The sequence below is a fragment of the Bacillus sp. RO2 genome (genome assembly GCF_012911845.1).
In the GTDB taxonomy this organism is placed as follows: domain Bacteria; phylum Bacillota; class Bacilli; order Bacillales; family Bacillaceae_I; genus Sutcliffiella_A.
The window spans coordinates 121301-145456 of sequence record NZ_JAAXCU010000048.1; the positions used below are offsets into that span (position 1 = coordinate 121301).

Here is a 24156-nt window from a genome sequence, read left to right on the forward strand (position 1 = left end):
TGCGATAGTTTTTTTCGTTAGGGGGGAGATTTATATTTATTATAGCTAGAATTGCAGAAGGCTTCATTCTCGTCTACTTTGTCTTCATCAATCTCGTATTACAGATAGAGAATTATGTAAATCTATTGTTGGTTGATGACCATGAGGGAATTATGATGGACGAGACTTGGAGTACCGTTCAGTTATTTATTATTGGAACAGTTATCCTTTACTTTTTTGTGAAAAGTGGCAAGGAGTTTACGGCCTATAAAAAAGGTATGTTGCTTTTATATATCTTCAGTTTCTCTACGGCGGTAGTTTTTTCATTGTTTTTTATTATAGGTGACCTAATTGTCCACTCTTCCACATTACCGGTGAAATGGTGGGTATTGGATACACTTTATTTGACACTTGTTACATTTTTGATGATTGTTTCCATTAAGAAGTATCATGCCTTACAAAAACCTTAGATATCACTTTTAATATTTCTCTTTTTCGGTATAATAGTAAGAGGTTAAAAGTTGTGAATACAGAGGATGATTAATTTGTATACAGTTCTATCTACGATTTTTGCAGTTTGTATGGCATTGCTTGTTTTGTTTATCCGAATGAAAGCTGCGAAAAAACCTTCATCAGTGAAAAAAATTGTATTACCTCCCATTTTCATGAGTACTGGGGCATTAATGTTCTTGTTTCCTGAATTTCGCGTTTCCTCATTGCAAATAGTAGAGGCTCTATCAGTTGGTGCGATATTTTCTATATTCCTGATTAAGACTTCCAAGTTTGAAATGAAGGATAATGATATATATTTAAAAAGATCAAAGGCGTTTGTTTTCATCTTGCTGGGATTATTGGCAATAAGAGTTGTCATGAAGCTAGTTCTTAGTACGCAGATTGATATTGGAGAACTAACCGGAATGTTTTGGCTTCTTGCTTTCGGCATGATTGTACCATGGAGAATAGCGATGTATATTAAATATAAGAAGTTAGAGAGTGGTTCTATTACACCAACGATAAAAACCTCGGTATAAAAACCGAGGTTTTTCCGTTATGTCCTTCAAAATAGGTGTTGGTACGGGGTATGATCAATCTTAAGGTGTTCCAATTTCTTTATTAGGAACTTATGATCCCGTTTAGGTGTAGCGAGAATATAGCCACGAATGACATGTTCTCTAGTTATTACTTTCGCATTTTCTTTATAGGCAATTTCGCCGATTTTCCCGGCTATCTTTTGTCTGGCAATATCTCTGAACAACTCCGGTACAGGAGAAACTAGCTCCTCTAATAGCTGTTTCAAATCATTCGGCCAGAGGTGACGAGTTTTTTCTAAATAGAAGTCCTGCCAATCCAATTCCGATTTGCCGTCTTCTTTTGGCATCCTTTTAAGAAATTTACGAAACATAAAGAATCCGCCAATGGCCAATAATCCTATCATTGTGACGACCCAAAATAAAATTAACCATAAAAACCATCCGGTTAACATGTTCTTTTTCCCTCCGAACTCGTTAACATTCTTGTATTATTATAACCGAAACTATTATAATTGCACTAGTAAATGAAAAATCCTACTCAATTGATATAGAAAAAATGACAAAGTTTTGACGGAGGTGGCGACGATGAAAAAGATTGGTGCCGTAATTGGCAGCATGGGGAAAACCGAGATACTTTCCCAAAGAGTCTGCCCGAAATGTAATAGAGAAGTAAAACGCGTCCGCATGCAAATTATCGGCGGGGAAAATAAAGGACAATGGCAAGAGTATGAAAATGAATGTGATTGTCGATTGGCTGCTGAAACAATGCAAGCGGAAAAGCGTAGAAAACATAAGTACTTTGAACAGTTTTGTATTATTCCAAGGGAGCTCGAGGATGCTACTCTTGAGAACTTTAAAGTCGACTATTCCAGTCAGGGCGAGGCTTTAGCGAGCACGATAGACTTTTTCGATCAATTTACAGGTAGAGAGAACTTATATTATTTTGGTCGAACTGGTAGAGGTAAAACTCATTTAGCGGTAGGCTTGTATAAATATTTTAAGGAGAATAATATTACTGCGATGTTTTTTGATGTACCGAAATTAATGGATACCATTGTTGCTTCCTGGGATAATGATTCGGGATATTCGGAAAGTAAATTTATGAAGGCGATCGCGGAAGTGGATGTACTAATTCTTGATGACCTTGGTGTAGAGAGGGTAAGTGAGTGGGTTGACCAAACCATCTATTCTATACTGAACCAAAGACAAGGAAAGAGTATCGTGTTTACATCGAATATTCACCCAGGTGATTTGACGAAACGATATGGTGAACGGATTGCAGATCGTATTAAAAATAAAATGAGTCAAAATCAGTTGATTTCCATTGTGACACCGGAGAGCTATCGAACCAAAGATTTAACGATGTTCAAAGACTAATATAATAATTTTTATTTTCAATGCCCATAGCAAACTATTGCTATGGGTTTTTTCATGGAGAACTAGATGCTAAAATTTGTCTATTCTTTTATGTGAAATAATGGTAAAATAATTCTAAATAGAAAGAAAAATCAAAAAGGGGTGTCTGATAGTGAAACAAATACAGCAATTAAAGAAAGAATTGTCTAAAGTAATCATCGGAAAAGACGAAGTAGTAGAACTGTTATTTATCTCGTTACTTAATAAAGGGCATGTGTTATTAGAGAGTGTTCCAGGTACAGGTAAAACGATGTTGGCAAAAAGTTTTGCCAAGACTATGGATGCAGGCTTTAAACGAATTCAATTTACACCAGATGTGCTGCCAAGTGATGTTACAGGAATTCAGTTTTTTAATCCAAAGGAACAAAATTTCGAACTAAGACCAGGCCCAATCATGACAAATATCTTGTTAGCAGATGAGATTAACCGTGCAACTCCAAGAACGCAATCAAGTTTACTTGAAGTAATGGAAGAGCGACAAGTTACCATTGATGGAGAAACATTAGCTATTCCAGGTCCGTTTATGGTGCTTGCAACACAAAATCCAATTGAATCCCAGCAAGGTACGTTTCCTTTGCCCGAAGCACAGATGGATCGTTTCTTTATTCAAATCGACCTCGGCTATCCAACACTGGAAGAAGAAAAGGAAATGATGAATACATACCGGTTAGACGAGCCGATAAAACAATTGACTCCTTTCTTTAGCAAGGAGGAAGTATTGGAACTGCAGGAACAAGTGAAACAGGTGAAAGTATCTTCTGTTGTAGAGGATTACATACTTGAAATCGTCCACATGACGAGAAATCATGAAGAAATAGAGCTTGGGATAAGCCCACGTGGGACATTGGCATTAATGCGGGCAGCACAAGGAGCAGCATTTGTGAATGGTCGTGAATACGTCACACCAGAAGATGTAAAGAAAATGGCACCATATGTATTAAGTCATCGATTAGTACTTACAATGGAAGGGTCATTAAAGAAGACCAACAAACAAGTTGTGACAGAAGTGTTAGCAAGAGTTGTAGTGCCTGTGGAGGCGACTATATAGGAATGACTAGGTGGAATCAACAAATAGATAACCTGACTCACCATATTTATTTCCGTGCCTGCGCATTTGTCATTATTGCAATAGGATTCTTTACCGGGCATCCCATTTTATTTTTTATAGGTAGCTTGTATTTTATGTACTTCGTTATCTCCTATTATTATTTAGCCAGAGTAGGGAATAAACTGAAGCTTACCATTGTTGACGGACAAGTGAAAGTTTTCCCCGGTGAAACAGGGATCATCAAATTGAAAGTGGAACAACCATCTTGGTTACCAATTTTCTCTGGACGAATCCAACTTGTTGCAGATAATAATATTGTGTTTCAAAACGGAGATAGAAGAACGCGGATCAGCCAAATCAGTCTGCCGTTTTCTTTAATGGGTAAAAGTGAATTAGTCATTGAAATTCCTTTTACTGCGAAAGAACGAGGAGTGGCTAAATTACATCATATTGAGCTGCAAATTTCTCATTTCATTGATTTTGGAAAAGTGTATCTGCAAAAGAATGATCTGACGAAATTTGAAGCTCTGGTTTACTCTGAACAGACGCCTGTAACCGGTTTGGAAAGAATCATGCCAAAGAATCAGGGCACTTATCCGACTCGGTCGTCCCTCTTTGAAGATGTTAGCACGATTATAGGGACCCGAGATTATGCAGCCGGGGATTCTTTTAATAGAATCCATTGGAAGGCTTCTGCTAAGGTAACTAGCCTTCAAACGAAAATGTATGAAAAGACTTCTCAATTTTCTTGGTTAATTGTTTTCGATATTAGATCAGGTAATTTAGAAGAGAGAATAAAAGGGATTACCCATTTGTTACATCATGCGACCAAATTCAATATTCCCTATTCCTTACTTGTTAACATCAAGAGGGTGGGGACTCCAAGTTACTTGGAACTACCTTATGGGGAAGGGAAACGCCATCTTCAAACTGCCTTAACTATGTTGGCAAGATTGCAAGGAAACAGTGTGTCCATAAGCATGACTACTTTTGAAAGGATAACCTTTCAACATGCTGCACATGCCCCATATGTGATTCTTTGTGGCGAGGAAGAGCGTTTGCGAGGATGGAGGATGCCTACTGGGACTAATGTAAACCTCCTTAATGTAAAGGAAGATAGTTGTACATTACTACCATGGCGTTCAGAAGCAAGGAAGGAGGCAGTAAATGGCTAATCTATGGAGAAACAGCATTCACTTATTGATTGAGCTCAATATACTTTATTTTTTTATTTTGCTCTTGTACTTAGATTCCGGAAATCTGCCTTCTTTTGCAGGTGTCTTGTTGCCATATGGATTTGCGATCGCGATCTTTGCCTTTTTAAGCAACAAACTTCCAAATAGCTATGTTGCCATCATGCTTGTGGCACCTTTGTTAGCTCTTTTTGCTTATCTTTCTTCCTATAGCATCGGGCTTTCTCTTGTTATCGGGTCTATCATTAGTTTCCGGGCATTCATGTATTTTGTGGAGGAAAGGTTTATTTCTACTTTTGCACTGTTAATTATGTCATTCATCTGGATGCCTTTTGTATACGGTGCAGGAACGTTGGTAGATTATCCTCATGGTCTTACGTTAATGATACTATTTGGGGCTCAACTGGCACTTGTTATTTTATTGTATAGTGGAAATGCTGTGATTCAATTAAATGGGAACCCTTATATGCAGAAAAGGGTGGTTAGTGCGGCAGCGGCCGTCTTTTTAAGCATCGTTGCTGTTTCTGCCGTCTTTGCAACAATAGGTAAATACCTGATAACAGCGGGACTTTCGATATTCGGCTTTGGTGTTAGCTTTATTTTTGATGTCTTGGCAAGGCCTGTGTTTGCTTTGTTTGGGATGCTTGATTGGACGCCCAAAAGCGGCGGGCCACAGGATGAGGGAGGCATTGAGATGGGGGAGGAGGAAGAAGCGGAAACCGCTGAGCTTTTACCATCAGAAAGCTTATTTGATAGCCCTGTAGTAATAGCAGTTGGTGTCATTGTTTTCTTATCTGTCCTTTACCTCCTATTAAATAAGAAAAAAGTGAACAACCAAAAAAGAGAAATACAGACTGAACAGCAATTTACTTCTACGATGACCAAAAAGAGTGGCGGTGGATTCTTCGCTGGTAGAAGAAAGCAAAAGCCACCGGAAAACGAAGTAAGGAAGCTTATGTTTGAGTTAGAGCAGTTGGCATTGAAAAAGAACCGTGGCCGTCTTCCAAATGAAACATTGGAGGAATGGTTAAAACGGGAGACCTCATTTAAGGAAAGCTTCATGGAGTTGTATGCGAAAGTGCGTTATGGGGAAATGAAACTCTCCCCATCGGAAGTAGAAGCATGCAGGACGATGGCAGAGGAAATTCGAAAAGTGATGAAGCAGTGGAAAAAAGCTAGTTAGATATTTATTACTGCAGTGTACCCTATTCTGGGTACACTGTTTTTTTATGTGAAAACCCATTGGAATGAAGCTCTGGACAAGTACCATACAATTATCCGTCATCAAATTCCGCCGTATTTGCCCATAATCAGCGATTATTACGCTTCTACTGGAATTACACGAAGGTCGATATTATTGGTAGCGCTTACACTCACTATCTGGCTCTCATACGGACTAATTGCCCAAACACCCTTGATATACATCCTCTACATGTTACGATTATAAACGTTGTTAAAAACGAACGGACAGACGGGAGCGATTAGATGCTGAAAGAAAAAGTGATTGGATTTATTGGAGCAGGATCAATGGCAGAGGCAATGATTTCAGGTATTGTAGCAAGTGAAATTATCCCTGCAACTAATGTTGTAGTAAGCAACAGATCTAACATCGACAGATTAATAGAACTTGAAAATAAATACGGCGTTCGTGGCGTCATGAAGCAGGATTTGAATATGAGTGAACTTGACATTATTGTATTGGCCATGAAACCGAAAGATATAGAAATTGCACTAGCTTCATTAAAAGATCAACTAAATTCTTCACAATTACTGCTTTCCGTATTAGCAGGTGTATCCACTGGTTATATGGAAGAAGGTTTGAATCCAGGGCAGCCTGTTATTCGCGTAATGCCAAACACGTCAAGCATGATCGGTGAATCGGCAACAGCGATTTCAGCAGGAAAGCATGTTGGGATGGATCATATGGTAGACACAAAAGTCATCCTTGAAACAATCGGTAAAGTTTACACCATTGAAGAAGAGCAAATGGACGTTTTCACAGGAGTAGCCGGAAGTGGTCCAGCATATTTCTACTATTTAATGGAGCACATGGAAAAAACAGCGAAGGCTGCAGGTCTAGATGAAGAAGTAACACGTGATGTAGTTGCTCAAACGATTCTGGGAGCAGCAAAAATGATGCAGACAAACAATGAAGAACCTTCCTCTCTTCGCAAAAAGGTTACTTCACCTAACGGTACTACTGCAGCAGGCTTGGAAGCATTAAGTGATAACGGTGGCGGTAAAGCTATCTCAGCAGCCATTAAAGGTGCAGCAGAACGTTCTAAAGAAATCAGTGCAGAAAAAGAAAAAGAATTGATTTTACAGTAAGTTTTACAACTATGTTATAACAGGAGTGATTGAATGACCCCCGATAATAAGACAAAACGGGTAGTAATAAAAATTGGAAGCAGTTCATTGACAAGTTCACATGGTGAAATTAGCAGAAGAAAACTAGAAAGGCTTGTTGATGAAGTTGCTCAACTGAAGGATCAAGGCTATGAAGTCTTATTGGTTTCTTCAGGTGCAGTAGCAGCCGGATATAGAAAACTAGGCTGCCTGGATCGACCAACAAGTTTACCGGAAAAACAAGCGGCAGCGTCCATTGGACAGGGCTTGTTGATGGAGGCTTATAGCGAACTGTTTTTATCTAACGGGTACGTAGCCTCTCAAATTCTTATTACAAGAGAAGATTTTTCGGATGAAAATCGCTACAATAACGCGCGCAACACCGCGAATGTTCTTTTAGAGCGTGGTATTGTACCGATCGTCAATGAAAATGACACCGTCACGGTAAACCGTCTGAAATTCGGGGATAACGATACACTTTCTGCTAAAGTGGCAGGACTTGTAGATGCAGATATGTTGTTAATTTTATCTGATATCGACGGATTGTATGATGCAGATCCGCGCAAAAATCCGGATGCCACTCTTTTACGCAAGGTGGAAGAAATCACCCCTGAAATCGAAGAGGCAGCAGGAGATCCTGGAAGCTCCGTAGGTACAGGCGGAATGAAATCAAAAATTGATGCCGTGAAGATTGCCATGGCATCCGGAATCCCTGCCTTCTTAGGAAAAGCAGGAGTACCAAACATTCTACTTCAAGCAGTGGAAAAAGAAGCAACTGGAACGTATTTTGAATCGAAGGATTCTGCAGTGAATTTAAATCACAAGAAGCAATGGATTGCGTTTAACTCAGGACCTGAGGGAGAAGTAGTACTAGCAGAAGGTGCCGACGTTTCCATGCTAGGCAAAAAGCGATTATTACCATCAAGCATCAGTAAAGTGAAAGGCTACTTCCAAGAAGGCTCTGTGGTAAGAATTCTGGACTTTGATGGAAATAGAATCGGACTTGGAGTGGTTAACTACTCCTCCGAACAATTAAGAGAGTATGATCAAACTCAAGATAAATATGCAGAAGAAGTTGTAAAAAATGACGATTTAGTATGTCATTTAGAAGCATCCATTCCGGTTGGGATTTAGAAATCGTAGCTGATGATTGGAGCAACGGGCGTTGACTCCTACGTTAGGTAGAGGTGAGCGGAGACCCCGCAGGTAAAGCGAGGCCACTGGAAAACTGATAACGTAAAGTTTTATATGATTCCTAGCTGGTGATTGGAGCAAAAGGCGAAGACTCCTGAGGGAGCAAGTGCTAGGTGGAGACCCCGCAGGCGTAGCCGAGGAGGCTCCAGCAGTACCCCTAGGAAAGCGAAGCCATTTGCGGAAATCAACAGCGGTGTTTATAAAATAACTAAAATCAAGACTTTTTCAGTGGCCTCGGGTAAAGCCGAGGAGGTTCCACAAGCGCCTGGTGGAAAGCGAAGCCCGGTTCGCCAATCAACAGCGGTTTAAGTATGGAAATAAAAATTAGGAGGAATTTGATGTCTTTATTAGTAGAGACAAATGTAGAATCACAAGCAAAGGAAGCGAAGAAAGCAGCAAAGGTAGTAAGCCTACTGACAACAGAAGAAAAGAACGATATTCTTAAGCATATTGCTAACACTTTGGAAAGCAACGTATCCCATATCCTTGAAGCCAATAATAAGGATTTGGACAAAGGACGCGAAAAAGGCTATACAGATGCTTATATGGACCGCTTGGCACTATCCGAAGACCGAATTGCAGATTTTGCTAATGGCCTAAGAGAAGTTGCTGAACTTGAAGATCCTGTTGGTGACATCCTTTCGGACTGGACTTTGGATAACGGCTTGCAAGTAGAAAAAGTCCGCGTACCACTTGGAGTTATCGGCATGATCTATGAAGCACGTCCAAACGTAACAGTTGATGCGACTGGACTTGCGTTGAAATCCGGTAATGCGATTGTATTAAAAGGCGGATCATCTGCGATCAACTCCAACCAGGCTATTGTAGATGTAATTCACAAAGCGTTAAAGACCACTTCTATCCCAGAAGAAGCGGTGCAATTTATTGCAAGTACGGACCGCAAAGCAACTCAAGAGTTGTTCACGATGAAAGAGCATATTGATGTCTTAATCCCTCGTGGAGGAGCGTCTCTAATTAATGCAGTCGTAGAAAATGCTACAGTACCTGTTCTAGAGACAGGTGTAGGAAATTGCCACCTTTATATTGACAAGGATGCGGATTTGGAGAAAGCATTATCTATTGTGGTTAATGCCAAAACGGACCGTCCGGCGGTTTGTAACGCAGCAGAGACACTAATTGTGCATGAGTCTTGGTTCCACGCGAACAAATCTTCACTAATCAATATGTTTAAAGAAAATGGCATCACGGTTCATGGAGACAACACAGTTGTTGAAACAATTCCTGGAGCAGTTAAGGCTGGGGAAGAAGATTGGACAAACGAGTATTTAAGCTTGGACATTGCAGTGAAAGTGGTTTCTGATATCGACGAGGCAATCGCACATATTGATGAATATGGTACGAAGCATTCCGAAGCTATCATCACAGAAAACAAAGAAACTGCCAACAAGTTCATGAAGCTTGTAGATGCAGCAGCTGTTTACCATAACGCTTCCACACGTTTCACAGACGGTGGAGCTTTAGGATTCGGTGCTGAAATTGGTATTTCAACCCAAAAACTTCATGCTCGTGGTCCGATGGGATTACCTGCATTAACAACGGTTAAATACCAAATGACTGGTGACGGTCAAATTAGATAATAATGTTTTTACAAGAGTCTTGCCTATATGGGCAGGGCTCTTTTTAATAAACATTTTTCGCCAAAAGAGGATTTTTTTGTCGAAAGTGGAATACATAGTGTATAGAGAGAAAAGGGGAGATATTATGCAAAATCAGATAGGTGCAGTACTTAAAGTAGTTGGTAGTATAGTAATAGCACTAGGATTGTTGTTAGGGATTATTGGTGGATCACAAACCAACAGTTTTTTATTTTTTGTTACTACTTTTCTTGGTTCACTTGTTACAGGAATGGTTTTAATTGGGCTGTCTGAAATCATTCGAATTTTAGAAGTAATCAACGAGAACATACCAAAAAGACGTAGAAAAATGGCACGGAGTTCAAACGATACACTTTTTGATTCACCTTCACAGCCGATGAGCACGAAGGAAGAAGATGATATCAAGGGTTTTCTACAAAAACATGATGTTGAAATAGAAAAGATCATTCCGACTCCAAAGGAAGATTTCTTTATAATAAAGACTTCAGCAAGGTATATCCTAATTGAAATGGGCGGCTTTACACCGAAGATAATAAATGAAGATAAGTGGCCAGAAGAATTGGTAGGTTGGTTTGAGAATAATAAAGATTAATAATTTAAGAAACACCTTTGTATTCTGAATTTAGAATGCGATGGTGTTCTTTTATTTTTTTTGAAATTTAATAGATTTGACTATTATATTTACCCTAGCAATTTGAAATTACTAGAATAATATATAGTAATTACAAAGAAAAGGGGGTGAAAAAAATGGCAGAAAAAACATTTAACAACCGTAGTGCAGCCAGCTTGCAAATAGTCCTCCTAGTCCGTCAGGGAAGCAATCCAGCTAATTTTGCAGGAGAAGTGGTATTCACATTAGCTCCAGGACAGACAAGAACCATTTTCTACGGAAGTGAAGAAAATCCGTTCTTGAATGGTATTGTGATGTCTACTAATTTCAATGGCGATATTTACAGTAAAACTCAAATTGTTACAGTGAGAGGAACTCAGTTTGATAATCTATTGAACTTTAATAGCATTATCGACATTTTACCAATTTCCACGGACTATGTAATGTTTGGGAGAAATCCTGAAATGGCTATGCAGAGTAACATTACCCCTTAAAAAAATGGCAGGACTTGTTCCTGTCATTTTTTATGTGAGAAAAATATTTCTCGATAGGTGTAATGAGTACTTGAAGATTATGTATGGCGGGACTGCGTGGGAATCGAACCCACCTGAGACGGCACGCGCCTCACAAGCGGTTTTGAAGACCGAGACAAGCACCAGCATTGCAATCAGCCCCATACTGTGGATAGTACCATTTTACTTTTTGCTATGGAAGAATGCAATAGGAATCTTCCTCACAATGGTGGAAACATTTGTTCGGTTGTGGTACATTATTTACCAAGAAATCTAATTTGCAAAAAGGAGGGAGAAAAAGTTGAAATTAATGAAAGATACGCAATACATAAGAGGTATCACATTGAAAAGAGAATCCATTCCTTCATTCGGTCACTTCCCTTTCAACCTTCCAGTAATAAAAGACTTGAACACACTTCATCTTCATCCTAATGTCACCTACATCATCGGAGAAAATGGAATGGGTAAATCCACGTTGCTTGAAGGAATTGCTATTGCTTTGGGCTTTAACCCTGAGGGTGGAACGTTGAATTTTAACTTTACAAGCTATGACTCCCATTCAGAATTAGACAATTATTTACGTGTTATAAAAGGTGCAGAGAGACCAGAAGACAGCTTTTTCTTTAGAGCGGAGACTTTTTATAATGTCGCAACTAATATTGAGGAATTGGACCGGGAACTAGGAGGCGGAAGAAGGATCATAGATTCTTTTGGAGGAAAATCACTGCACCAACAATCGCATGGAGAATCTTTTTTTGCTGCATTTGTGGAGCGTTTTCAAGGAAAGGGTTTATATATCCTGGATGAACCGGAAGCAGCCTTATCTCCGCTCAGGCAGATGTCTATGCTAGCCAGAATTAACGAGCTGGTGCAAGAAGGATCACAATTCATCATCTCTACTCACTCTCCAATTGTCATGGCTTACCCTGATGCGAAAATTCTTGAACTGACTCAAGACGGAATGTGTGAAACCTCTTTGAAAGAAACTCCACACTATACGATTATGAAGCAGTTTTTTGATGATAGGGATAGGATGTTGCATCACTTGTTTCAGCCTGAATGAGTTATAAAGGGAGGTAGTCAAATGATTTTAATCGGACTGGACTTGGCTGGTCCAAGTAATCATAAGGATACTGTGCTTACCGTTTTTAAACAGAATGAAAATCATTTAATGTTCCAAAAAATGATCTCTAACATCAGCGACAAAGAAATACTAAACGAAATTATAAACTTAAGCAGATTTGATGAGCTCGTCATCGGAATAGATGCGCCATTATCCTATCAGGATGGTGGTGGAGACAGGATAAGTGATAAACAGTTACGAAAATTTATCGTTTCCATTGGAATGAAGTCAGGTTCGATTATGCCCCCCACATACTCCAGAATGGTATACCTTACATTAAGAGGGATCAAACTCACCAGAGAGATAGAGAAACTCCGTACGACTTTCCCCGTTTCTATAGTTGAAGTACATCCTGGAGCGGCGATGGGGACAAGAGTAATGGAAAAAGAATTAGAATACGTTCTTACATATAAGCAAAATCCTTCATCACGAAAATATCTTAAGAACTGGTTTGAACAACAAAACGTCATCGGTCTGCCAAATGGGGTAGAAAATGAAAGTCACTCCATCGATTCTTGTGCAGCAGCATTGGCAGCATGGCACTGGGCGGATCACTCACTAAAACCACAATGGATATTTTCTGCGCAACCTCCTTTACATCCTTATGATTATTGTTGTTAAATGCAATGTTTGAAAAGGATATTTCTCTTTCACATCGAATTTAATTAATGGTGAATTTATCCAAAAAGGAGCTGGTGTCTGTATGATTCAGAATTCTATTGCTACATTTAAGTGTGAAGTGGTTCAAAGAAAACTTCAATTAGTTGGTCAATGTGCGACAGGTAATTTTCCAAAGTCATTTCCTGAAGTCGCCATGACTGTACAACAAGATTTCGAAAATAGAAGAGACGAAGTGAGGCATGTAGTAAATCGTGATGTAATTTATTGTCCGTACCTGGCAAACAGTCTGGTTGCAACATATTTTGCCTGTGTGGAAGTGAATGAATTTTCTTCCATACCTAATGGAATGATGGCTATAAATATACCCATGACAACATACGCAAAAATAAGCTGCTCAAACAAAACGGTAGATAAAGGCTATGAGAAAATCTTTTCCTGGATGAAGGGTAACGGATTTCGTCAAGAAAGTCTTGAGAAAGCTTTTCCAATGGAAGTTTTTTATTTTGAAGACGATGTAGAAGAAGAAATAGTAGAATTATATATTCCTATTATTGATTAAAAGAGGGGGATGCTTTAATGAAAACACTAGTTGGTGAAATAGTAACCATTCCTTCTTATCGCGCGATGGGTCTTAAGTGGGAAGGTTCTTATGCGGAAGTTCCAAAATTAAAAGAACTAATTATACAGATGAGTAACAGAGTTAACGAACTAAGTTATGTAAAAAATCCAGATACGCAATTAGGGTTATCTTATCACCTAAGGTCAGATGGATTTATCCATTACTCTGGTTTTGAAGTGGATGAAAAACAGGAGTTACTACCTGGAATGGTTGAAGTTACTGTTCCGGAGATGAGTTATTTAAAGGTTGCGCACCCTAAAGGAAAAGATATCGGTATGACATATACAGAAATATATCAATGGTTGAAAGAGTGTGACTATCAACCTTTAAAGGAAAAAGGTATAGAATATTTTGATGATCTTCCAATTAAACATGAAAGGTATCCTGTCGATAGAGATCTAGAAGATCCACATTTTGAAATCCTTATTCCAATTGAATTAAAATCATGAATAGAAAACGATGCCACTAGCTGGTGTCGTTTTTTTGTGTAAAAATCTTCCTCTTTAGCCGTTGCATTATTTTGGTAAATATAATATACTACATTACAACACTAATGCACTATGGTTGGATGGAGGTGGAACTTTGATCTTAAACACGGATGGTACAAAGCCGATATATGTGCAAATTGCCGAATGGCTTGAGACGGAAATCCTTAACGGAAATTTCCTTCAGCACCAAAAAGTATATTCGCAATATCAATTAGCTGAAATCTTTAATATAAACCCTGCAACTGCAGCAAAGGGTCTAACATTATTAGTCGAAGAGGAAGTCTTATACAAAAAAAGGGGGCTCGGCATGTTTGTGACAGAAGCAGCACAAGCTATCATTCTGACAAAGAGGCGAGAACACACGTTAAAAAGACTGGTTACTGAATTGGTATCAGAGGCGGAACAACTAGATGTAGGCATGGATGAACTGCTTGAGATGGTTAGAAAAGAAGGCAAACAAAGCAAGGGGGAGTAATAGATGAAAGTAGTGGAATGTGAGGGATTGGTAAAGGAATATGGTCGATCAAGAGCACTAAATGATTTGAGTTTCCAAATCAATGAAAATAAAATAACAGGGTTGATTGGGAGAAATGGTGCTGGAAAAACGACGCTCTTAAAAATAATGGCTGGTTTTCAGAAGCAGTCTTCAGGAGAGATGAGAGTGTTTGATGAACAGCCATATAATAGCTTGTTTGCCTCAGCCAACAGCATACTTGTAGATGATCAAATGGCGTTTCCAACTGCATTAAGTTTGGAAGAGGTGTTGGATGCAGCTGCAAAATTTTACCCGAATTGGGATGGGGTATTGGCAAAGCGGCTGTTTGACTATTTTTCTTTCAGGAGCAATCAGAGACATAGTGATTTGTCCAAAGGAATGAAGAGTACTTTTAACATGATTGTTGGGTTGGCATCACAGTGCTCGCTTACATTGTTTGATGAACCAACTACAGGAATGGACGCTTCCGTCAGAAAAGATTTTTACAGGGCGTTGCTTAAAGATTATATCGCTAACCCAAGAAGTATCATCATATCTAGTCATCATCTGGAAGAGATGGAGGATCTACTTGAGGATATCCTTCTCTTGAAAAATGGTCAGAAGTTATTACATGTCTCTGTTTCTGAACTGAAAGAATACGCAATTGGCGTAAGAGGAAGCGCAAATGCACTTACAGAGTGGTTGGATGACAAAGAAGTGCTATACAAAAAAGAAATCGGGGCTTCCATGATTTATGTTGTAATAAAAAACGTTTACTCAGAAAAAATCAACCAAGATGCAAATAAGTTGGGGTTTGAACTAACACCAGTTTCATCCAATGACGTATGCATCTATCTAACAAGTAATGACAAAGGGGGGATTGATGATGTCTTTAAATAAAGTAACTCTGGAACAAGTAGTAAGAAACCAATTTATTTATAAAATAGGCGCTTATTCTGGAGTATTCATATCTTTAATCGTTCTACAGCTTATTGCTATAGTGTTCTCTCTAAATGGAGTAGGAAACTCAAGTTGGGGTTCTGAACTAATAAGCTACAATCTTCACTATTATTCTGGCAATATAGTTTTTGTTTTTACCATGTTATGGGTGTTTATTGTATCCATTATCATCACATCAAAGACTTACAGGGATGAGGATTTTTCTTTTGTTAGCAATAGAATGAGTAGTGATTTATCAAATATATTATTTATTGTTTTGGTCAGTCTTATCGGAACTTTTACAGCTCTATTATCGACATTTTTGTTAAAAGTGATTCTGTTATTTCTCCCCAGATTTGATTTGTTCTATTATTCTCCAATTTCAATGAGTATGGATAGCTTTTTGTTTTTTGGATTGGTGACAGCATTTTGTTACATTTTTCTATGCGGAGCAGCAGGATATTTTATAGGAACGTTGGTTAGGCTGTCTTCACTTTTCAAAATATTGGTTCCTGTTGTGATTGTGGGCTATTTATTCATTGGAGATATGTTCAGTGAAGTGAGCGGTCTAGCTACAGTTGTTGAATTCTTTTACTTTGAATCTTCTCTAGTTACATTTGTACTTAAAGCATTTTTCACTGTGGTTCTCTTGTTCACAAGCGCCGTTGCCATCTTTAACAGAATGGAGGTCAGACAATGAGTAGTATAGGAAACATGTTAATAATAAACATTATGATATTTATCGGGGTTATAGTAGCCATCTATATTCTCTTCTCCAAAGGAATGAAAAGAGTTAAATTTACTACTTCGATCAAGAAAAACGTTTATGTATTGGGAGGATATGCATTTGCTTTGCTTGTCTCAATGTTTATCTACTTTATGATTCCAGGTGAGAAGTTTATGGAGGTTCAGAGGAAAGGAGAAAACCAAAGTGGATTTCTTCTTTTTGAGAACCTAATGAATAAAGAAGACGTGGACGAAAAGTACCTTGCAAGTGTTGATGTTTATCCACTTGAAGACATAGAACTTGAAATAAAAAATAAAGCTGGATTTGCAGAGTATAGTGTATTATTCCAAAAAACAGAGGAGTTACAGGAGGAAATAGAGATTCAAATTTATAAAGGGCAGTTTGAATTAAATGAGTATGATTTTTCACAAGAACTTCCCCTTCCAGTGATTAACTATACTAGTAACATAATAGAAGTGGAGAACGCCCCATATTTTGAAAAAAATCTAGCATTTTTCACCCCAGAGTTTCCATTTACACAATTTAGTGGGGAACGTTGGGAAGTACAAGGTTCTGGCAGTGCCCAGAGTAGCCCCATCATTTACATCAAGATACCAAAGGATGTTGATGTAATCTGGGATCAAGACAAAATTTTTGTTGATGAAGTAAAATAGAGTAAACCCAGCATGAGTCGTACATTCATGCTGGGTTAATTGTTTTTCTCGTCTGTTCTCTTTTTTGCGATATAAAAAGCCAGTATAACCAGTGGGATTGCTATAAAGAAAGGTATATTGATGTGACTTTGTGTCACAATAGCTAAAAGCAATAATACACCGATTCCAATGATGATATATAAACAGCCTCTACCGAAAGTCTCCAATTATGCTCCCCCTTAGATACATTAGTTATTATTTAACATATGCTCTTTTGTCGATGGAACAACCCTAAAAAGAACTTATTAATTTTCGTCTGAGATTTGGAAATGTCCGAAGATTTTACAGATTTGACCGAAGTTTTTGGAAAGTTGACCGAAGATTTCATGAATTTGGCCGAACAAAATTTTCAATTGACCGAAGGCGAGAATTTTGTGACCGAACAAGGGCATTGAATTGTCTGAACCAACCACTATAAGGTAGCAAAATTGACCGAACTATTGAGAAAAGTGACCGAACCAAAAATTCACAACAAAAAACAGGGATATTTGCATTAAAAAAGCCCTTTTTGGGACCATTTTCATACCATTTTGAGCCAACCCCTTCCTTAGGTATCATCGCCTTAAACCTGCCCCAACCTATATTTACACTTCCCTGTCACATTTTTTAACAAAGCGCATATACTTTCCATTGTGTGATAAAAATTTTGAAAGGAAGTATGACAAATGAAGGAATTAATTTTAAAAGATCAAATGGTAATTGCAGACTACAAAGTAGAGACATATGCAACAGATTTTAAAGTGATCGAAGTGAATGTTTCTGATTCAACAGAGACCTTACCTGCATTAGTTAATCCAGTAAAATTAAATTTCTAACAACGAAACAAGTATCTTGCAATTCTACATAATGGAAAAGCAAGAAGGGAGAAGCGTAACTACTATTGGTTACGCTTCTTTTGCGTTCTACCTCAGTTTCATTTCAAGTTTCCCTAATTGATTGGTATAATCATAAACAAAGACGGTTTTAATGGAGGAACAATTTGGACCAGTATTGTACAAAGCATAAAAAAGCTCTCGTTGAGCGTTATCATAGAGACACTCAAGAAATTGAAGTGTATTGTGTGGATTGTGAAATAGAAAGTAAATACGAAACTCAAGTGCAGAACAGCAGTCAGGTTAATAGAAAGATAATGAAGAATTTGAGTGGAAAAATATGGACAATTTTAGTTTTGTGCGCTCTAATCATTCTTTTTATCCCGATACATACTTTTGTGAAGGTTACCCTTTGTTTCATGTTATTACTTTTAGCCATGAAGCTGATTTTCGACCCGTTTCTTTCACTTCCCCCTGAAGATCGAAAACCTGACTGGGACGATATCCGTGCGAAAGCGCTCAATCAAAGCAGCATCCAGGCGAATGAGGTAGCAAACATCAAAAGACAATGGAAAAAGGGCTTTTTGCAAGACAACAAGCATACACCTTGGACGGAAGAAGAGTGGCAACAATATTTGAAACAACACTATAAAAAATAGGACGTCCACCTATACAAGCATAAACATGCTGTCATACGCTATCAAAAAGGGGTGGCGTAGATGGGTTGTTGTATAAAAAAAGTAGTGATAAAGAATGTAAACGGTGGGGTTGTAAACTTTGGCAATATCTTTAAAGCTTGTCCAATAGCGGAAGAAACTGGTGTAACAGGGTCGGGATCAGGAAATCTTGGACAATGCATCAAAACTTTTACGAAGATTAGTGTCGTTAATGTGTGTGGCAAGAAAAATGTAGAAATAAATGATGAAATAGGTGAGGGGTTTGACTGATAAGCACTATACAATTGGAATGGCAGGGCATATTGACCATGGCAAAACTACGTTGACGAAAGCTCTGACCGGTGTGGATACGGATAGGCTTAAAGAAGAGAAGGAGAGGCAGATATCCATTGAGCTGGGGTATGCGCCTCTAAAGATGGCTGATGGCTCCCTTTTATCAATTATTGATGTGCCAGGGCATGAACGATTCGTTCGGCAGATGATTGCAGGGGTTTCTGGAATCGATCTGGTCATATTGGTTGTCGCTGCAGATGAAGGAGTAATGCCACAAACGAGAGAACATTTGGAAATTGTTAAATTCCTGCAGATTCAAAAAGGTATTATCGCTATAACCAAAAAAGATAAAGTGGAAGAAGAATTTCTGGAGCTTGTTAAAGAAGAAATCATGGACGAGTTAGAGGGTTCCGTATTTCAACATGCGCCAGTTGTCTTTATAGACAGTACAAAAAATATAGGCATCGATGAGTTGAAGGACACGATTTTAGATCAAGTAAAGAACATAACAGTCAAGCAGGAAAGTGGAGAGTTCCGTTTGCCGATCGACCAGGTATTTACTATAAAAGGACAAGGGACGATTGTCCGGGGAACAATTATGGAAGGGTTGATTCGCACAGATGACGAACTTCAAATTCTTCCTTCAGGAGTACCTGTAAAAGCAAGGCAGTTGCAAGTGCACAGTAAAATGGTTGGTAAAGCAATGGCGGGTCAGCGAGTTGCCGTGAATCTTCCTAATATAAGTGCTGAAGATATCAATCGAGGAGATGTGCTTGTTCATTCTCAAACATATGAACCAACAGATACCATTGATGTATGTTTAACATTTATTAAGAAGCTTCAATATCCAATCAAGCAAAGAAGCGTATTAAAAGTACATATTGGAACAGCCGAAGTAATGGGAAAAATCATCTTTTTTGATCGAAATGATTATCAAGATTCGCATGAAGAAGTATTGTGTCAGTTGCGATTAGAAGAAAAAATTACAGCAAAAAGAGGAGACAAGTTAATTATAAGAAGACCAACTCCAGTTGAGACAGTCGGCGGTGGTTGGGTTATTCAAACAAAAGGCTCTAAATATAAATTCGGCCAAAACACGATACGAACACTTCAAAAAGTGAAAGAAGGAAGCCCAGAAGAAAGAGTCTACCAAGCACTAAGTAAAAATAAGTTGTTAGAAATTAATGTATTACAACAAGAAACCGGCTTAAGTAAAAAGGAGTTAGACTCTTTATTAGAAGCTGGAAAACTGATTCAAATCACAGAACATTACTTTTCAGGTCTAGAAGATGTAAAAGCTACTTTACAACAAGTATTAAACTATATCCGTGATTTTCATAAACACAACCCTTTAAAAACAGGAGTTGCAAAAGCGGAATTACTTTCACATTTTTCAAATTCTGTACCTAAAGATCTAGTAGCATATGTTCTCCAAGCACTTCAAGATGACCGGAAGATTATGCGACACGAAAGTTTGTTGTTTGATGCGGACTTTAAACCTCACTTCCCAGCTTCTTGGAAAAAAAGGATGGAACAAGTAGTGTCGCGTTTGGAAGGAGACGGTCTTACTCCCCAGCCATATTTGGAATATGGACATGAGGCGGGACTTCCTGAAAAAGAGCTGCGTGAACTCCAACACTACCTCATCAAGCAGAAAAGGATGTATGCGTTGGATGACAAACATGTAGTTAGTGTGCAACATGTAGACGATTCCATAACGAAGTTAAAGATGGTATATCCAGAAAAATTAGAACTGAGCGGGGTAAAAGAGGTACTCGGTTTGTCGCGCAAATATTTAATACCTTTTATGGAATTATTAGATACGTTACAGATCACGAAAAGAGAGGACTCTGTTAGGTATTGGATATAATGGAAAACGGAGCTACTGAAGTATTCAGTTAGCTCCGTTGTTGTTTACATAAATACATTTTTCTCTTTTTTCTGAAACAGATCCAATAATTGCAGCATGGACATCCTGCTCTTTCAGTTTACTTACATATTGATATGCTTCAGCTACTGGCATGCTTACAAGCAAGCCTCCTGAAGTAATCGCGTCACACAATACAAGTTGTTCATGTAGAGTGACGGAATCATGGTAATGGACATCGCTATTTAGCCATTGATGATTTGATTTAGATCCTCCTGGTATGACACCCTCTTCTGCCAACTCATATGTTCCAGTCAACACAGGTACCTTTTTCAGGTCGATATGTAAGCTTACGCCGCTTCCGCGAGCGATTTCACTCGCATGACCTAAAAGGCCAAAGCCTGTAACGTCTGTCACAGCATTCGGGCTGAATTCTTTCAACGTTTCAGCAGCATGTTTGTTTAGGGACGCCATGGTCTCCGTTACAAGAGTAATTTGAGCATCCGTTGCTTTTTCCCTTTTGATTGCGGTAGTTATAATGCCTACCCCGATTGGCTTTGTCAATACTAGTGCGTCCCCAGGACGTGCACCTGTATTTTTCCATATCTGTTCTGGATGGGCAAAACCTGTAACGGATAAGCCGAATTTTGGCTCCTGATCGTCAATGGAATGTCCGCCAACTATGACTGCACCAGCTTCCTTCACTTTGTCCAATGCACCTGAAAGGATGGCTTGTAAAATATCTGGACCCAATTTCTTAATGGGATATCCGACAATATTTAAAGCTGTTTTTGGAGTGCCTCCCATCGCATAAACATCACTTAATGCATTGGCACCAGCAATCTGTCCAAACATGTAAGGATCATCCACAACCGGTGTAAAATAATCGAGCGTTTGAATCATGGCTATTTCATCGGTAATTTTATAAACTCCGGCATCATCAGAAGTGCTAAAGCCAACCAATAAATTAGGATCATGGTTATTTGCAGGTAAGTCACGCAAAACTTGCGCGAGGTCACTAGGACCAAGTTTGCATCCTCAACCAGCTTTCGTCGATAGTGATGTTAAACGAACTTTTTCGTGTTCAGTCATATTACCCACCTCCTGTCTATATTAAAGTATATTCTTACTTTTAACACTTATCCAGTGATAAAGATTTGAATTTTGCGAAAAGATAGTAGTTGTACTATGATAGTACTAATGACTGAGAAGGAATATCTTGGTCATCGTAGTGAAAACTTGCATAGGAGGAATAACCATGAGCAATTTCAAGGTATCAATCGAATTTTGCATGCAGTGAAACTACGCGCCAAAAGCCGCGAGTTTCGCGGAATCACTATTCACTCATTTCCGAACTGACATCTCATCCATGGAACTAATTCCTAGTTCAGGTGGAAAGTTTGAAGTATCGGTTAATGGAGAAAACATCTATTCGAAAAAAGAAACAGGTGTGTTCCCAAAAGCGGAAGACATTATTGCACAATTGGAGAACAAGTAAGAGGGAAGGGGCGACCCTTCTCTTTTACGTTTTCCTTACGGTATAATAGTAAAAGGATCCAACGGAAAAGGTGAGATATATGAAAGAAATTTTACGTAATATTCCTTCAGTTCATGAATTAAAAAACCAACATTCATTTGTGCTCCTAGGCAAAAAATACAATCTAGATGAAACCGTACTTACTTCAGTAATCAGACAGGCATTAGAGTCGGTAAGAAATAAAGTGAAAAATGGTTTGTTCATAGATAAAGATCTCACTCGTGTCATTTGGGATGAAATAGAAGAGATATTGAAAACAAAGAGTAAACCAAGCCTTCACTCTGTTATCAATGCGACAGGTACCATCCTACACACCAATTTAGGACGTGCTCGGTTAAGCAAAGAGGCAATAAACCGGGTGGTAGAAGTTGCAGAGAACTATTCCAATCTTGAGTTTGATATAGATTCTGGTAAGCGCGGCTCTAGGCACGATCTCGTGGAGGAGTTAATAAAAGAAGTAACAGGTGCAGAAGCGGCGATCGTGGTGAACAATAACGCAGCGGCTGTATTTCTAATTCTGAATGCTTTTGGTAAAGGAAAAGAAGTGATTGTTTCAAGAGGCCAACTGGTGGAAATAGGAGGGTCTTTTCGGATTAGTTCCATTATGGAGGAGAGTGGTGCCAAACTTATAGAGGTAGGGACCACTAATAAAACTCATTTAAAAGACTATGAACAAGCTTTGAGTGACGAGACAGCGATGGTATTAAAAGTACATACAAGCAATTTTAAGATAATTGGTTTTACTCGATCTGTTTCAACGGAGGAGCTTGTCGGTTTAAAACAAAGCCAAGCAGAATTAATTGTCTATGAAGACTTAGGAAGCGGTGTGCTTTTTGATTTTTCGACAAAGGGAATCGGAGAAGAGCCTGTCGTGAAAAAGGTAGTGCAAACCGGAGTTGATCTAGTATCCTTTAGTGGAGATAAGCTATTAGGCGGCCCTCAAGTAGGAATTATTGCCGGCAAGAAAGAACTGATTGAACAACTTAAAAGCCATCAATTAGCTCGGGTGCTTAGGGTGGATAAAATGAGCTTTGCTGCTTTAGAAGCGACGATGCAGGCATACGCTAATAACAAAGCGGAAAGTATTCCTGCTGTTAGAGATATGCTTCTCACGCCAGAAGAGGTTCACGAAAAAGCCATGATATTCCTAGATTCCGTGAAAGAGTTGGAATTATTTAAATGGGATATTTATGATGTCGAGTCAATGGTAGGCGGGGGTACCATGCCTGATGTGACTCTGCCATCCATTGCGGTTAAGGTGAACTTTGAGCCCCTTTCTGCGCAGGCTCTAGCAGACGAATTAAGAAAAGGTACCCCAAGTGTAGTTGTTCGTGTCCAAGATCAACACGTAATTCTGGATTTCCGAACTATTACACAAGGGGAGATACCCAAGCTTGCGAAAGCTTTTCGTGAAATAGAGCTTACATATCGTGGCTAGAATTATGCTTTTGGCGGGTATGCTGACGGTTTTTCACTTTATGAGATCCGCTTAAAGGTGCGGGTTGGCCTGATTGATTATCTTTAGGCTGATTTCTGACCATATCTTTGTGACTGTTTTTGTTCATGGTTTATCTCCTCCTTTGCTTATAGTTTTTGAAAAACGGACAGGTTTATGCTCCACTGTCTGAGGTATATTTTTCTTTTAGACGGGCAGTATAGGTAGAGCTATTATTTACTTTGACCTAAAGGAGCGAAAAGATATGCCATATCATAAAGATAAACAACAAGCTTTCCAAGCAGCGCAACAAGGAACAGAACAAGCAAGAGATGTTTTCGAAGCAATTGTCAGAAATGATCCAAATTACGGGCACGATTTCAAGCGATTAGAAAATGAAGTGAACGAAGCGATGGAACAGATCAACAATGCCCTAGAGGTAGCATCTGAAACACAACGCCCTCAACTAATGCAATTTCAAGCGGATCTGCAACGTCTGATGCAGCAAGGGGAAGGGAATACGTTGGAGTAGAAGGCTGTATTGTGTGAGGTCATGTTTAGGCCAACCTTGAACCGGTAGTTTGGGTTCTAGGTTGGTTTTTTTGGTGCTGATGTGGAGTGGTTGTTAATACAGATAGGTTGTTGAAGGTCTTTTGTTAGGAATCGAGGAGAAAATGCTTGTAATGGGCGAAAAAACGTCTGGCTTTTTTGGTGTTGAAAATGGTTCGGTCACTTTTGTTCTATCTTCGGTCAAAAAACGATGGAATTTTGAGAAGTTCGGACAATTAATAGGGGTAGTTTGGACATTTTTTGCTGGGTGTTCGGCCAATTAGAAATTTGGTTCGGTCACTTTTCGAAAAACTTTGGACAACTTCGCAGAATCTTCGGTCACTTTTACCAAAACT

29 protein-coding genes, 1 tRNA gene and 1 pseudogene are annotated in these 24156 nt (G+C 38.8%); 26 read left to right on the plus strand and 5 right to left on the minus strand.

What is annotated here, in order from left to right; genetic code table 11:
• Positions 1-152: 152 nt before the first annotated feature.
• Together HF078_RS16160 and HF078_RS16165 are read left to right on the plus strand one after the other, a co-directional pair.
• A complete protein-coding gene (locus HF078_RS16160; RefSeq protein ID WP_169292077.1) occupies positions 153-449 on the plus strand; it encodes a hypothetical protein in 297 nt (98 codons plus the stop codon).
• A 66-nt stretch (positions 450-515) separates the two neighbouring features.
• A complete protein-coding gene (locus HF078_RS16165) occupies positions 516-1010 on the plus strand; it encodes a CcdC family protein (RefSeq protein ID WP_169292078.1) in 495 nt (164 codons plus the stop codon).
• A 26-nt stretch (positions 1011-1036) separates the two neighbouring features.
• Here the strand turns inward: HF078_RS16165 and HF078_RS16170 are convergent, their stop codons facing one another.
• On the minus strand, positions 1037-1462 hold the full coding sequence (locus tag HF078_RS16170) for a DUF2621 domain-containing protein (protein WP_169292079.1): 426 nt from the start codon (positions 1460-1462) through the stop codon (positions 1037-1039).
• 133 nt (positions 1463-1595) lie between these two features.
• Here HF078_RS16170 and HF078_RS16175 point away from each other — a divergent pair, with 133 nt between their 5' ends.
• From HF078_RS16175 to HF078_RS16215, 9 genes are all read left to right on the plus strand, one after another.
• Positions 1596-2387, plus strand: a complete 792-nt coding sequence (locus tag HF078_RS16175) for an ATP-binding protein (protein WP_169292080.1) — start codon at positions 1596-1598, stop codon at positions 2385-2387.
• Positions 2388-2538: 151 nt separating this feature from the next.
• Positions 2539-3474, plus strand: coding sequence for an AAA family ATPase (locus HF078_RS16180; protein ID WP_346775355.1), 936 nt, complete (start codon positions 2539-2541; stop codon positions 3472-3474).
• A 2-nt stretch (positions 3475-3476) separates the two neighbouring features.
• Entirely contained in the window at positions 3477-4649 is a 1173-nt protein-coding gene (locus HF078_RS16185) for a DUF58 domain-containing protein (RefSeq protein ID WP_169292081.1), read from the plus strand.
• On the plus strand, positions 4642-5850 hold the full coding sequence (locus HF078_RS16190) for a hypothetical protein (protein ID WP_169292082.1): 1209 nt from the start codon (positions 4642-4644) through the stop codon (positions 5848-5850). Before HF078_RS16185 ends, HF078_RS16190 begins: the two co-directional genes overlap by 8 nt.
• A 302-nt stretch (positions 5851-6152) precedes the next feature.
• Positions 6153-6995 (plus strand): pyrroline-5-carboxylate reductase, encoded by an 843-nt coding sequence (gene proC, locus HF078_RS16195; protein ID WP_169292083.1) that lies wholly within the window; start codon positions 6153-6155, stop codon positions 6993-6995.
• A gap of 33 nt (positions 6996-7028) precedes the next feature.
• Positions 7029-8147 carry a glutamate 5-kinase gene (gene proB / locus HF078_RS16200; protein ID WP_169292084.1) on the plus strand — a complete coding sequence of 373 codons (1119 nt, stop codon included), beginning with the start codon at positions 7029-7031 and terminating at the stop codon, positions 8145-8147.
• Positions 8148-8545: 398 nt separating this feature from the next.
• Entirely contained in the window at positions 8546-9805 is a 1260-nt protein-coding gene (locus HF078_RS16205) for a glutamate-5-semialdehyde dehydrogenase (protein ID WP_169292085.1), read from the plus strand.
• Positions 9806-9929: 124 nt separating this feature from the next.
• Positions 9930-10415: a hypothetical protein gene (locus HF078_RS16210; protein ID WP_169292086.1), complete on the plus strand. Its 486-nt coding sequence runs from the start codon at positions 9930-9932 to the stop codon at positions 10413-10415.
• Positions 10416-10570: 155 nt separating this feature from the next.
• Positions 10571-10927 carry a hypothetical protein gene (locus HF078_RS16215; RefSeq protein ID WP_169292087.1) on the plus strand — a complete coding sequence of 119 codons (357 nt, stop codon included), beginning with the start codon at positions 10571-10573 and terminating at the stop codon, positions 10925-10927.
• Between the two features lie 84 nt (positions 10928-11011).
• Here HF078_RS16215 and HF078_RS16220 read toward each other — a convergent pair.
• A tRNA-Sec gene (locus tag HF078_RS16220) sits at positions 11012-11108 on the minus strand.
• A gap of 138 nt (positions 11109-11246) precedes the next feature.
• Here HF078_RS16220 and HF078_RS16225 point away from each other — a divergent pair.
• The 8 genes from HF078_RS16225 to HF078_RS16260 all read left to right on the plus strand — a co-directional run bounded on the left by HF078_RS16225 (position 11247) and on the right by HF078_RS16260 (position 16611).
• A complete protein-coding gene (locus HF078_RS16225; RefSeq protein ID WP_169292088.1) occupies positions 11247-12008 on the plus strand; it encodes an AAA family ATPase in 762 nt (253 codons plus the stop codon).
• A 21-nt stretch (positions 12009-12029) separates the two neighbouring features.
• Positions 12030-12689 carry a DUF429 domain-containing protein gene (locus HF078_RS16230; protein WP_169292089.1) on the plus strand — a complete coding sequence of 220 codons (660 nt, stop codon included), beginning with the start codon at positions 12030-12032 and terminating at the stop codon, positions 12687-12689.
• Between the two features lie 82 nt (positions 12690-12771).
• Positions 12772-13248: a GyrI-like domain-containing protein gene (locus tag HF078_RS16235; protein ID WP_169292090.1), complete on the plus strand. Its 477-nt coding sequence runs from the start codon at positions 12772-12774 to the stop codon at positions 13246-13248.
• Between the two features lie 17 nt (positions 13249-13265).
• Positions 13266-13757, plus strand: coding sequence for a GyrI-like domain-containing protein (locus HF078_RS16240; RefSeq protein ID WP_169292091.1), 492 nt, complete (start codon positions 13266-13268; stop codon positions 13755-13757).
• A gap of 133 nt (positions 13758-13890) precedes the next feature.
• Positions 13891-14271, plus strand: coding sequence for a GntR family transcriptional regulator (locus tag HF078_RS16245; protein ID WP_169292092.1), 381 nt, complete (start codon positions 13891-13893; stop codon positions 14269-14271).
• Between the two features lie 3 nt (positions 14272-14274).
• On the plus strand, positions 14275-15171 hold the full coding sequence (locus HF078_RS16250) for an ATP-binding cassette domain-containing protein (protein ID WP_169292093.1): 897 nt from the start codon (positions 14275-14277) through the stop codon (positions 15169-15171).
• Positions 15155-15910 carry a hypothetical protein gene (locus HF078_RS16255; protein ID WP_169292094.1) on the plus strand — a complete coding sequence of 252 codons (756 nt, stop codon included), beginning with the start codon at positions 15155-15157 and terminating at the stop codon, positions 15908-15910. The genes HF078_RS16250 and HF078_RS16255 overlap by 17 nt, the downstream gene beginning before the upstream one ends.
• Positions 15907-16611 carry a hypothetical protein gene (locus tag HF078_RS16260; RefSeq protein WP_169292095.1) on the plus strand — a complete coding sequence of 235 codons (705 nt, stop codon included), beginning with the start codon at positions 15907-15909 and terminating at the stop codon, positions 16609-16611. The genes HF078_RS16255 and HF078_RS16260 overlap by 4 nt, the downstream gene beginning before the upstream one ends.
• A 35-nt stretch (positions 16612-16646) precedes the next feature.
• On the opposite strand, the gene HF078_RS16265 is transcribed toward HF078_RS16260, so the two are convergent.
• Positions 16647-16817, minus strand: coding sequence for a hypothetical protein (locus HF078_RS16265; protein ID WP_168865837.1), 171 nt, complete (start codon positions 16815-16817; stop codon positions 16647-16649).
• Positions 16818-17315: 498 nt separating this feature from the next.
• Between HF078_RS16265 and HF078_RS16270 the strand changes: the two genes are divergently transcribed.
• From HF078_RS16270 to selB, 4 genes are all read left to right on the plus strand, one after another.
• Entirely contained in the window at positions 17316-17465 is a 150-nt protein-coding gene (locus HF078_RS16270; RefSeq protein WP_169292096.1) for a hypothetical protein, read from the plus strand.
• Positions 17466-17629: 164 nt separating this feature from the next.
• Complete coding sequence (locus HF078_RS16275; RefSeq protein ID WP_169292097.1) at positions 17630-18121, plus strand: hypothetical protein; 492 nt, start codon at positions 17630-17632, stop codon at positions 18119-18121.
• A gap of 60 nt (positions 18122-18181) precedes the next feature.
• Positions 18182-18409 (plus strand): spore germination protein, encoded by a 228-nt coding sequence (locus HF078_RS16280; RefSeq protein WP_169292098.1) that lies wholly within the window; start codon positions 18182-18184, stop codon positions 18407-18409.
• A complete protein-coding gene (gene selB / locus HF078_RS16285; protein ID WP_346775356.1) occupies positions 18393-20282 on the plus strand; it encodes a selenocysteine-specific translation elongation factor in 1890 nt (629 codons plus the stop codon). The genes HF078_RS16280 and selB overlap by 17 nt, the downstream gene beginning before the upstream one ends.
• A 24-nt stretch (positions 20283-20306) precedes the next feature.
• Here selB and selD read toward each other — a convergent pair whose 3' ends face one another.
• On the minus strand, positions 20307-21371 hold the full coding sequence (selD, locus tag HF078_RS16290; RefSeq protein WP_169292100.1) for a selenide, water dikinase SelD: 1065 nt from the start codon (positions 21369-21371) through the stop codon (positions 20307-20309).
• A gap of 220 nt (positions 21372-21591) precedes the next feature.
• Here selD and HF078_RS16295 point away from each other — a divergent pair.
• A pseudogene (locus tag HF078_RS16295) lies at positions 21592-21777 on the plus strand (Rdx family protein); the annotation flags it as partial.
• Positions 21778-21856: 79 nt separating this feature from the next.
• Positions 21857-23254 carry an L-seryl-tRNA(Sec) selenium transferase gene (gene selA / locus HF078_RS16300; RefSeq protein WP_169292101.1) on the plus strand — a complete coding sequence of 466 codons (1398 nt, stop codon included), beginning with the start codon at positions 21857-21859 and terminating at the stop codon, positions 23252-23254.
• Here the strand turns inward: selA and HF078_RS16305 are convergent.
• The gene (locus HF078_RS16305; protein ID WP_010193529.1) at positions 23238-23381 is read right to left on the minus strand and encodes a small acid-soluble spore protein P; all 144 of its coding nucleotides are present in this window, start codon (positions 23379-23381) and stop codon (positions 23238-23240) included. The two genes, selA and HF078_RS16305, sit on opposite strands and share 17 nt — an antisense overlap.
• Before the next feature lie 135 nt (positions 23382-23516).
• Here HF078_RS16305 and HF078_RS16310 point away from each other — a divergent pair, with 135 nt between their 5' ends.
• On the plus strand, positions 23517-23783 hold the full coding sequence (locus HF078_RS16310) for a hypothetical protein (RefSeq protein ID WP_169292102.1): 267 nt from the start codon (positions 23517-23519) through the stop codon (positions 23781-23783).
• The last annotated feature ends 373 nt before the right edge of the window (positions 23784-24156 follow it).

What these genes read in the sequence shown, in the direction of transcription:
- HF078_RS16170 (WP_169292079.1), bottom strand. Translation starts at nt 1,462, where the DNA reads ATGTTAACCGGATGGTTTTTATGGTTAATTTTATTTTGGGTCGTCACA.
- HF078_RS16190 (WP_169292082.1), top strand. Translation starts at nt 4,642, where the DNA reads ATGGCTAATCTATGGAGAAACAGCATTCACTTATTGATTGAGCTCAAT.
- proB (WP_169292084.1), top strand. Translation starts at nt 7,029, where the DNA reads ATGACCCCCGATAATAAGACAAAACGGGTAGTAATAAAAATTGGAAGC.
- HF078_RS16160 (WP_169292077.1), top strand. Translation starts at nt 153, where the DNA reads ATGATGGACGAGACTTGGAGTACCGTTCAGTTATTTATTATTGGAACA.
- HF078_RS16270 (WP_169292096.1), top strand. Translation starts at nt 17,316, where the DNA reads ATGAAGGAATTAATTTTAAAAGATCAAATGGTAATTGCAGACTACAAA.
- HF078_RS16235 (WP_169292090.1), top strand. Translation starts at nt 12,772, where the DNA reads ATGATTCAGAATTCTATTGCTACATTTAAGTGTGAAGTGGTTCAAAGA.
- HF078_RS16310 (WP_169292102.1), top strand. Translation starts at nt 23,517, where the DNA reads ATGCCATATCATAAAGATAAACAACAAGCTTTCCAAGCAGCGCAACAA.
- HF078_RS16215 (WP_169292087.1), top strand. Translation starts at nt 10,571, where the DNA reads ATGGCAGAAAAAACATTTAACAACCGTAGTGCAGCCAGCTTGCAAATA.
- proC (WP_169292083.1), top strand. Translation starts at nt 6,153, where the DNA reads ATGCTGAAAGAAAAAGTGATTGGATTTATTGGAGCAGGATCAATGGCA.
- HF078_RS16230 (WP_169292089.1), top strand. Translation starts at nt 12,030, where the DNA reads ATGATTTTAATCGGACTGGACTTGGCTGGTCCAAGTAATCATAAGGAT.
- HF078_RS16165 (WP_169292078.1), top strand. Translation starts at nt 516, where the DNA reads ATGATTAATTTGTATACAGTTCTATCTACGATTTTTGCAGTTTGTATG.
- HF078_RS16240 (WP_169292091.1), top strand. Translation starts at nt 13,266, where the DNA reads ATGAAAACACTAGTTGGTGAAATAGTAACCATTCCTTCTTATCGCGCG.
- HF078_RS16260 (WP_169292095.1), top strand. Translation starts at nt 15,907, where the DNA reads ATGAGTAGTATAGGAAACATGTTAATAATAAACATTATGATATTTATC.
- HF078_RS16175 (WP_169292080.1), top strand. Translation starts at nt 1,596, where the DNA reads ATGAAAAAGATTGGTGCCGTAATTGGCAGCATGGGGAAAACCGAGATA.
- HF078_RS16185 (WP_169292081.1), top strand. Translation starts at nt 3,477, where the DNA reads ATGACTAGGTGGAATCAACAAATAGATAACCTGACTCACCATATTTAT.
- HF078_RS16280 (WP_169292098.1), top strand. Translation starts at nt 18,182, where the DNA reads ATGGGTTGTTGTATAAAAAAAGTAGTGATAAAGAATGTAAACGGTGGG.
- HF078_RS16255 (WP_169292094.1), top strand. Translation starts at nt 15,155, where the DNA reads ATGATGTCTTTAAATAAAGTAACTCTGGAACAAGTAGTAAGAAACCAA.
- HF078_RS16210 (WP_169292086.1), top strand. Translation starts at nt 9,930, where the DNA reads ATGCAAAATCAGATAGGTGCAGTACTTAAAGTAGTTGGTAGTATAGTA.
- HF078_RS16305 (WP_010193529.1), bottom strand. Translation starts at nt 23,381, where the DNA reads ATGAACAAAAACAGTCACAAAGATATGGTCAGAAATCAGCCTAAAGAT.
- HF078_RS16205 (WP_169292085.1), top strand. Translation starts at nt 8,546, where the DNA reads ATGTCTTTATTAGTAGAGACAAATGTAGAATCACAAGCAAAGGAAGCG.
- selA (WP_169292101.1), top strand. Translation starts at nt 21,857, where the DNA reads ATGAAAGAAATTTTACGTAATATTCCTTCAGTTCATGAATTAAAAAAC.
- HF078_RS16250 (WP_169292093.1), top strand. Translation starts at nt 14,275, where the DNA reads ATGAAAGTAGTGGAATGTGAGGGATTGGTAAAGGAATATGGTCGATCA.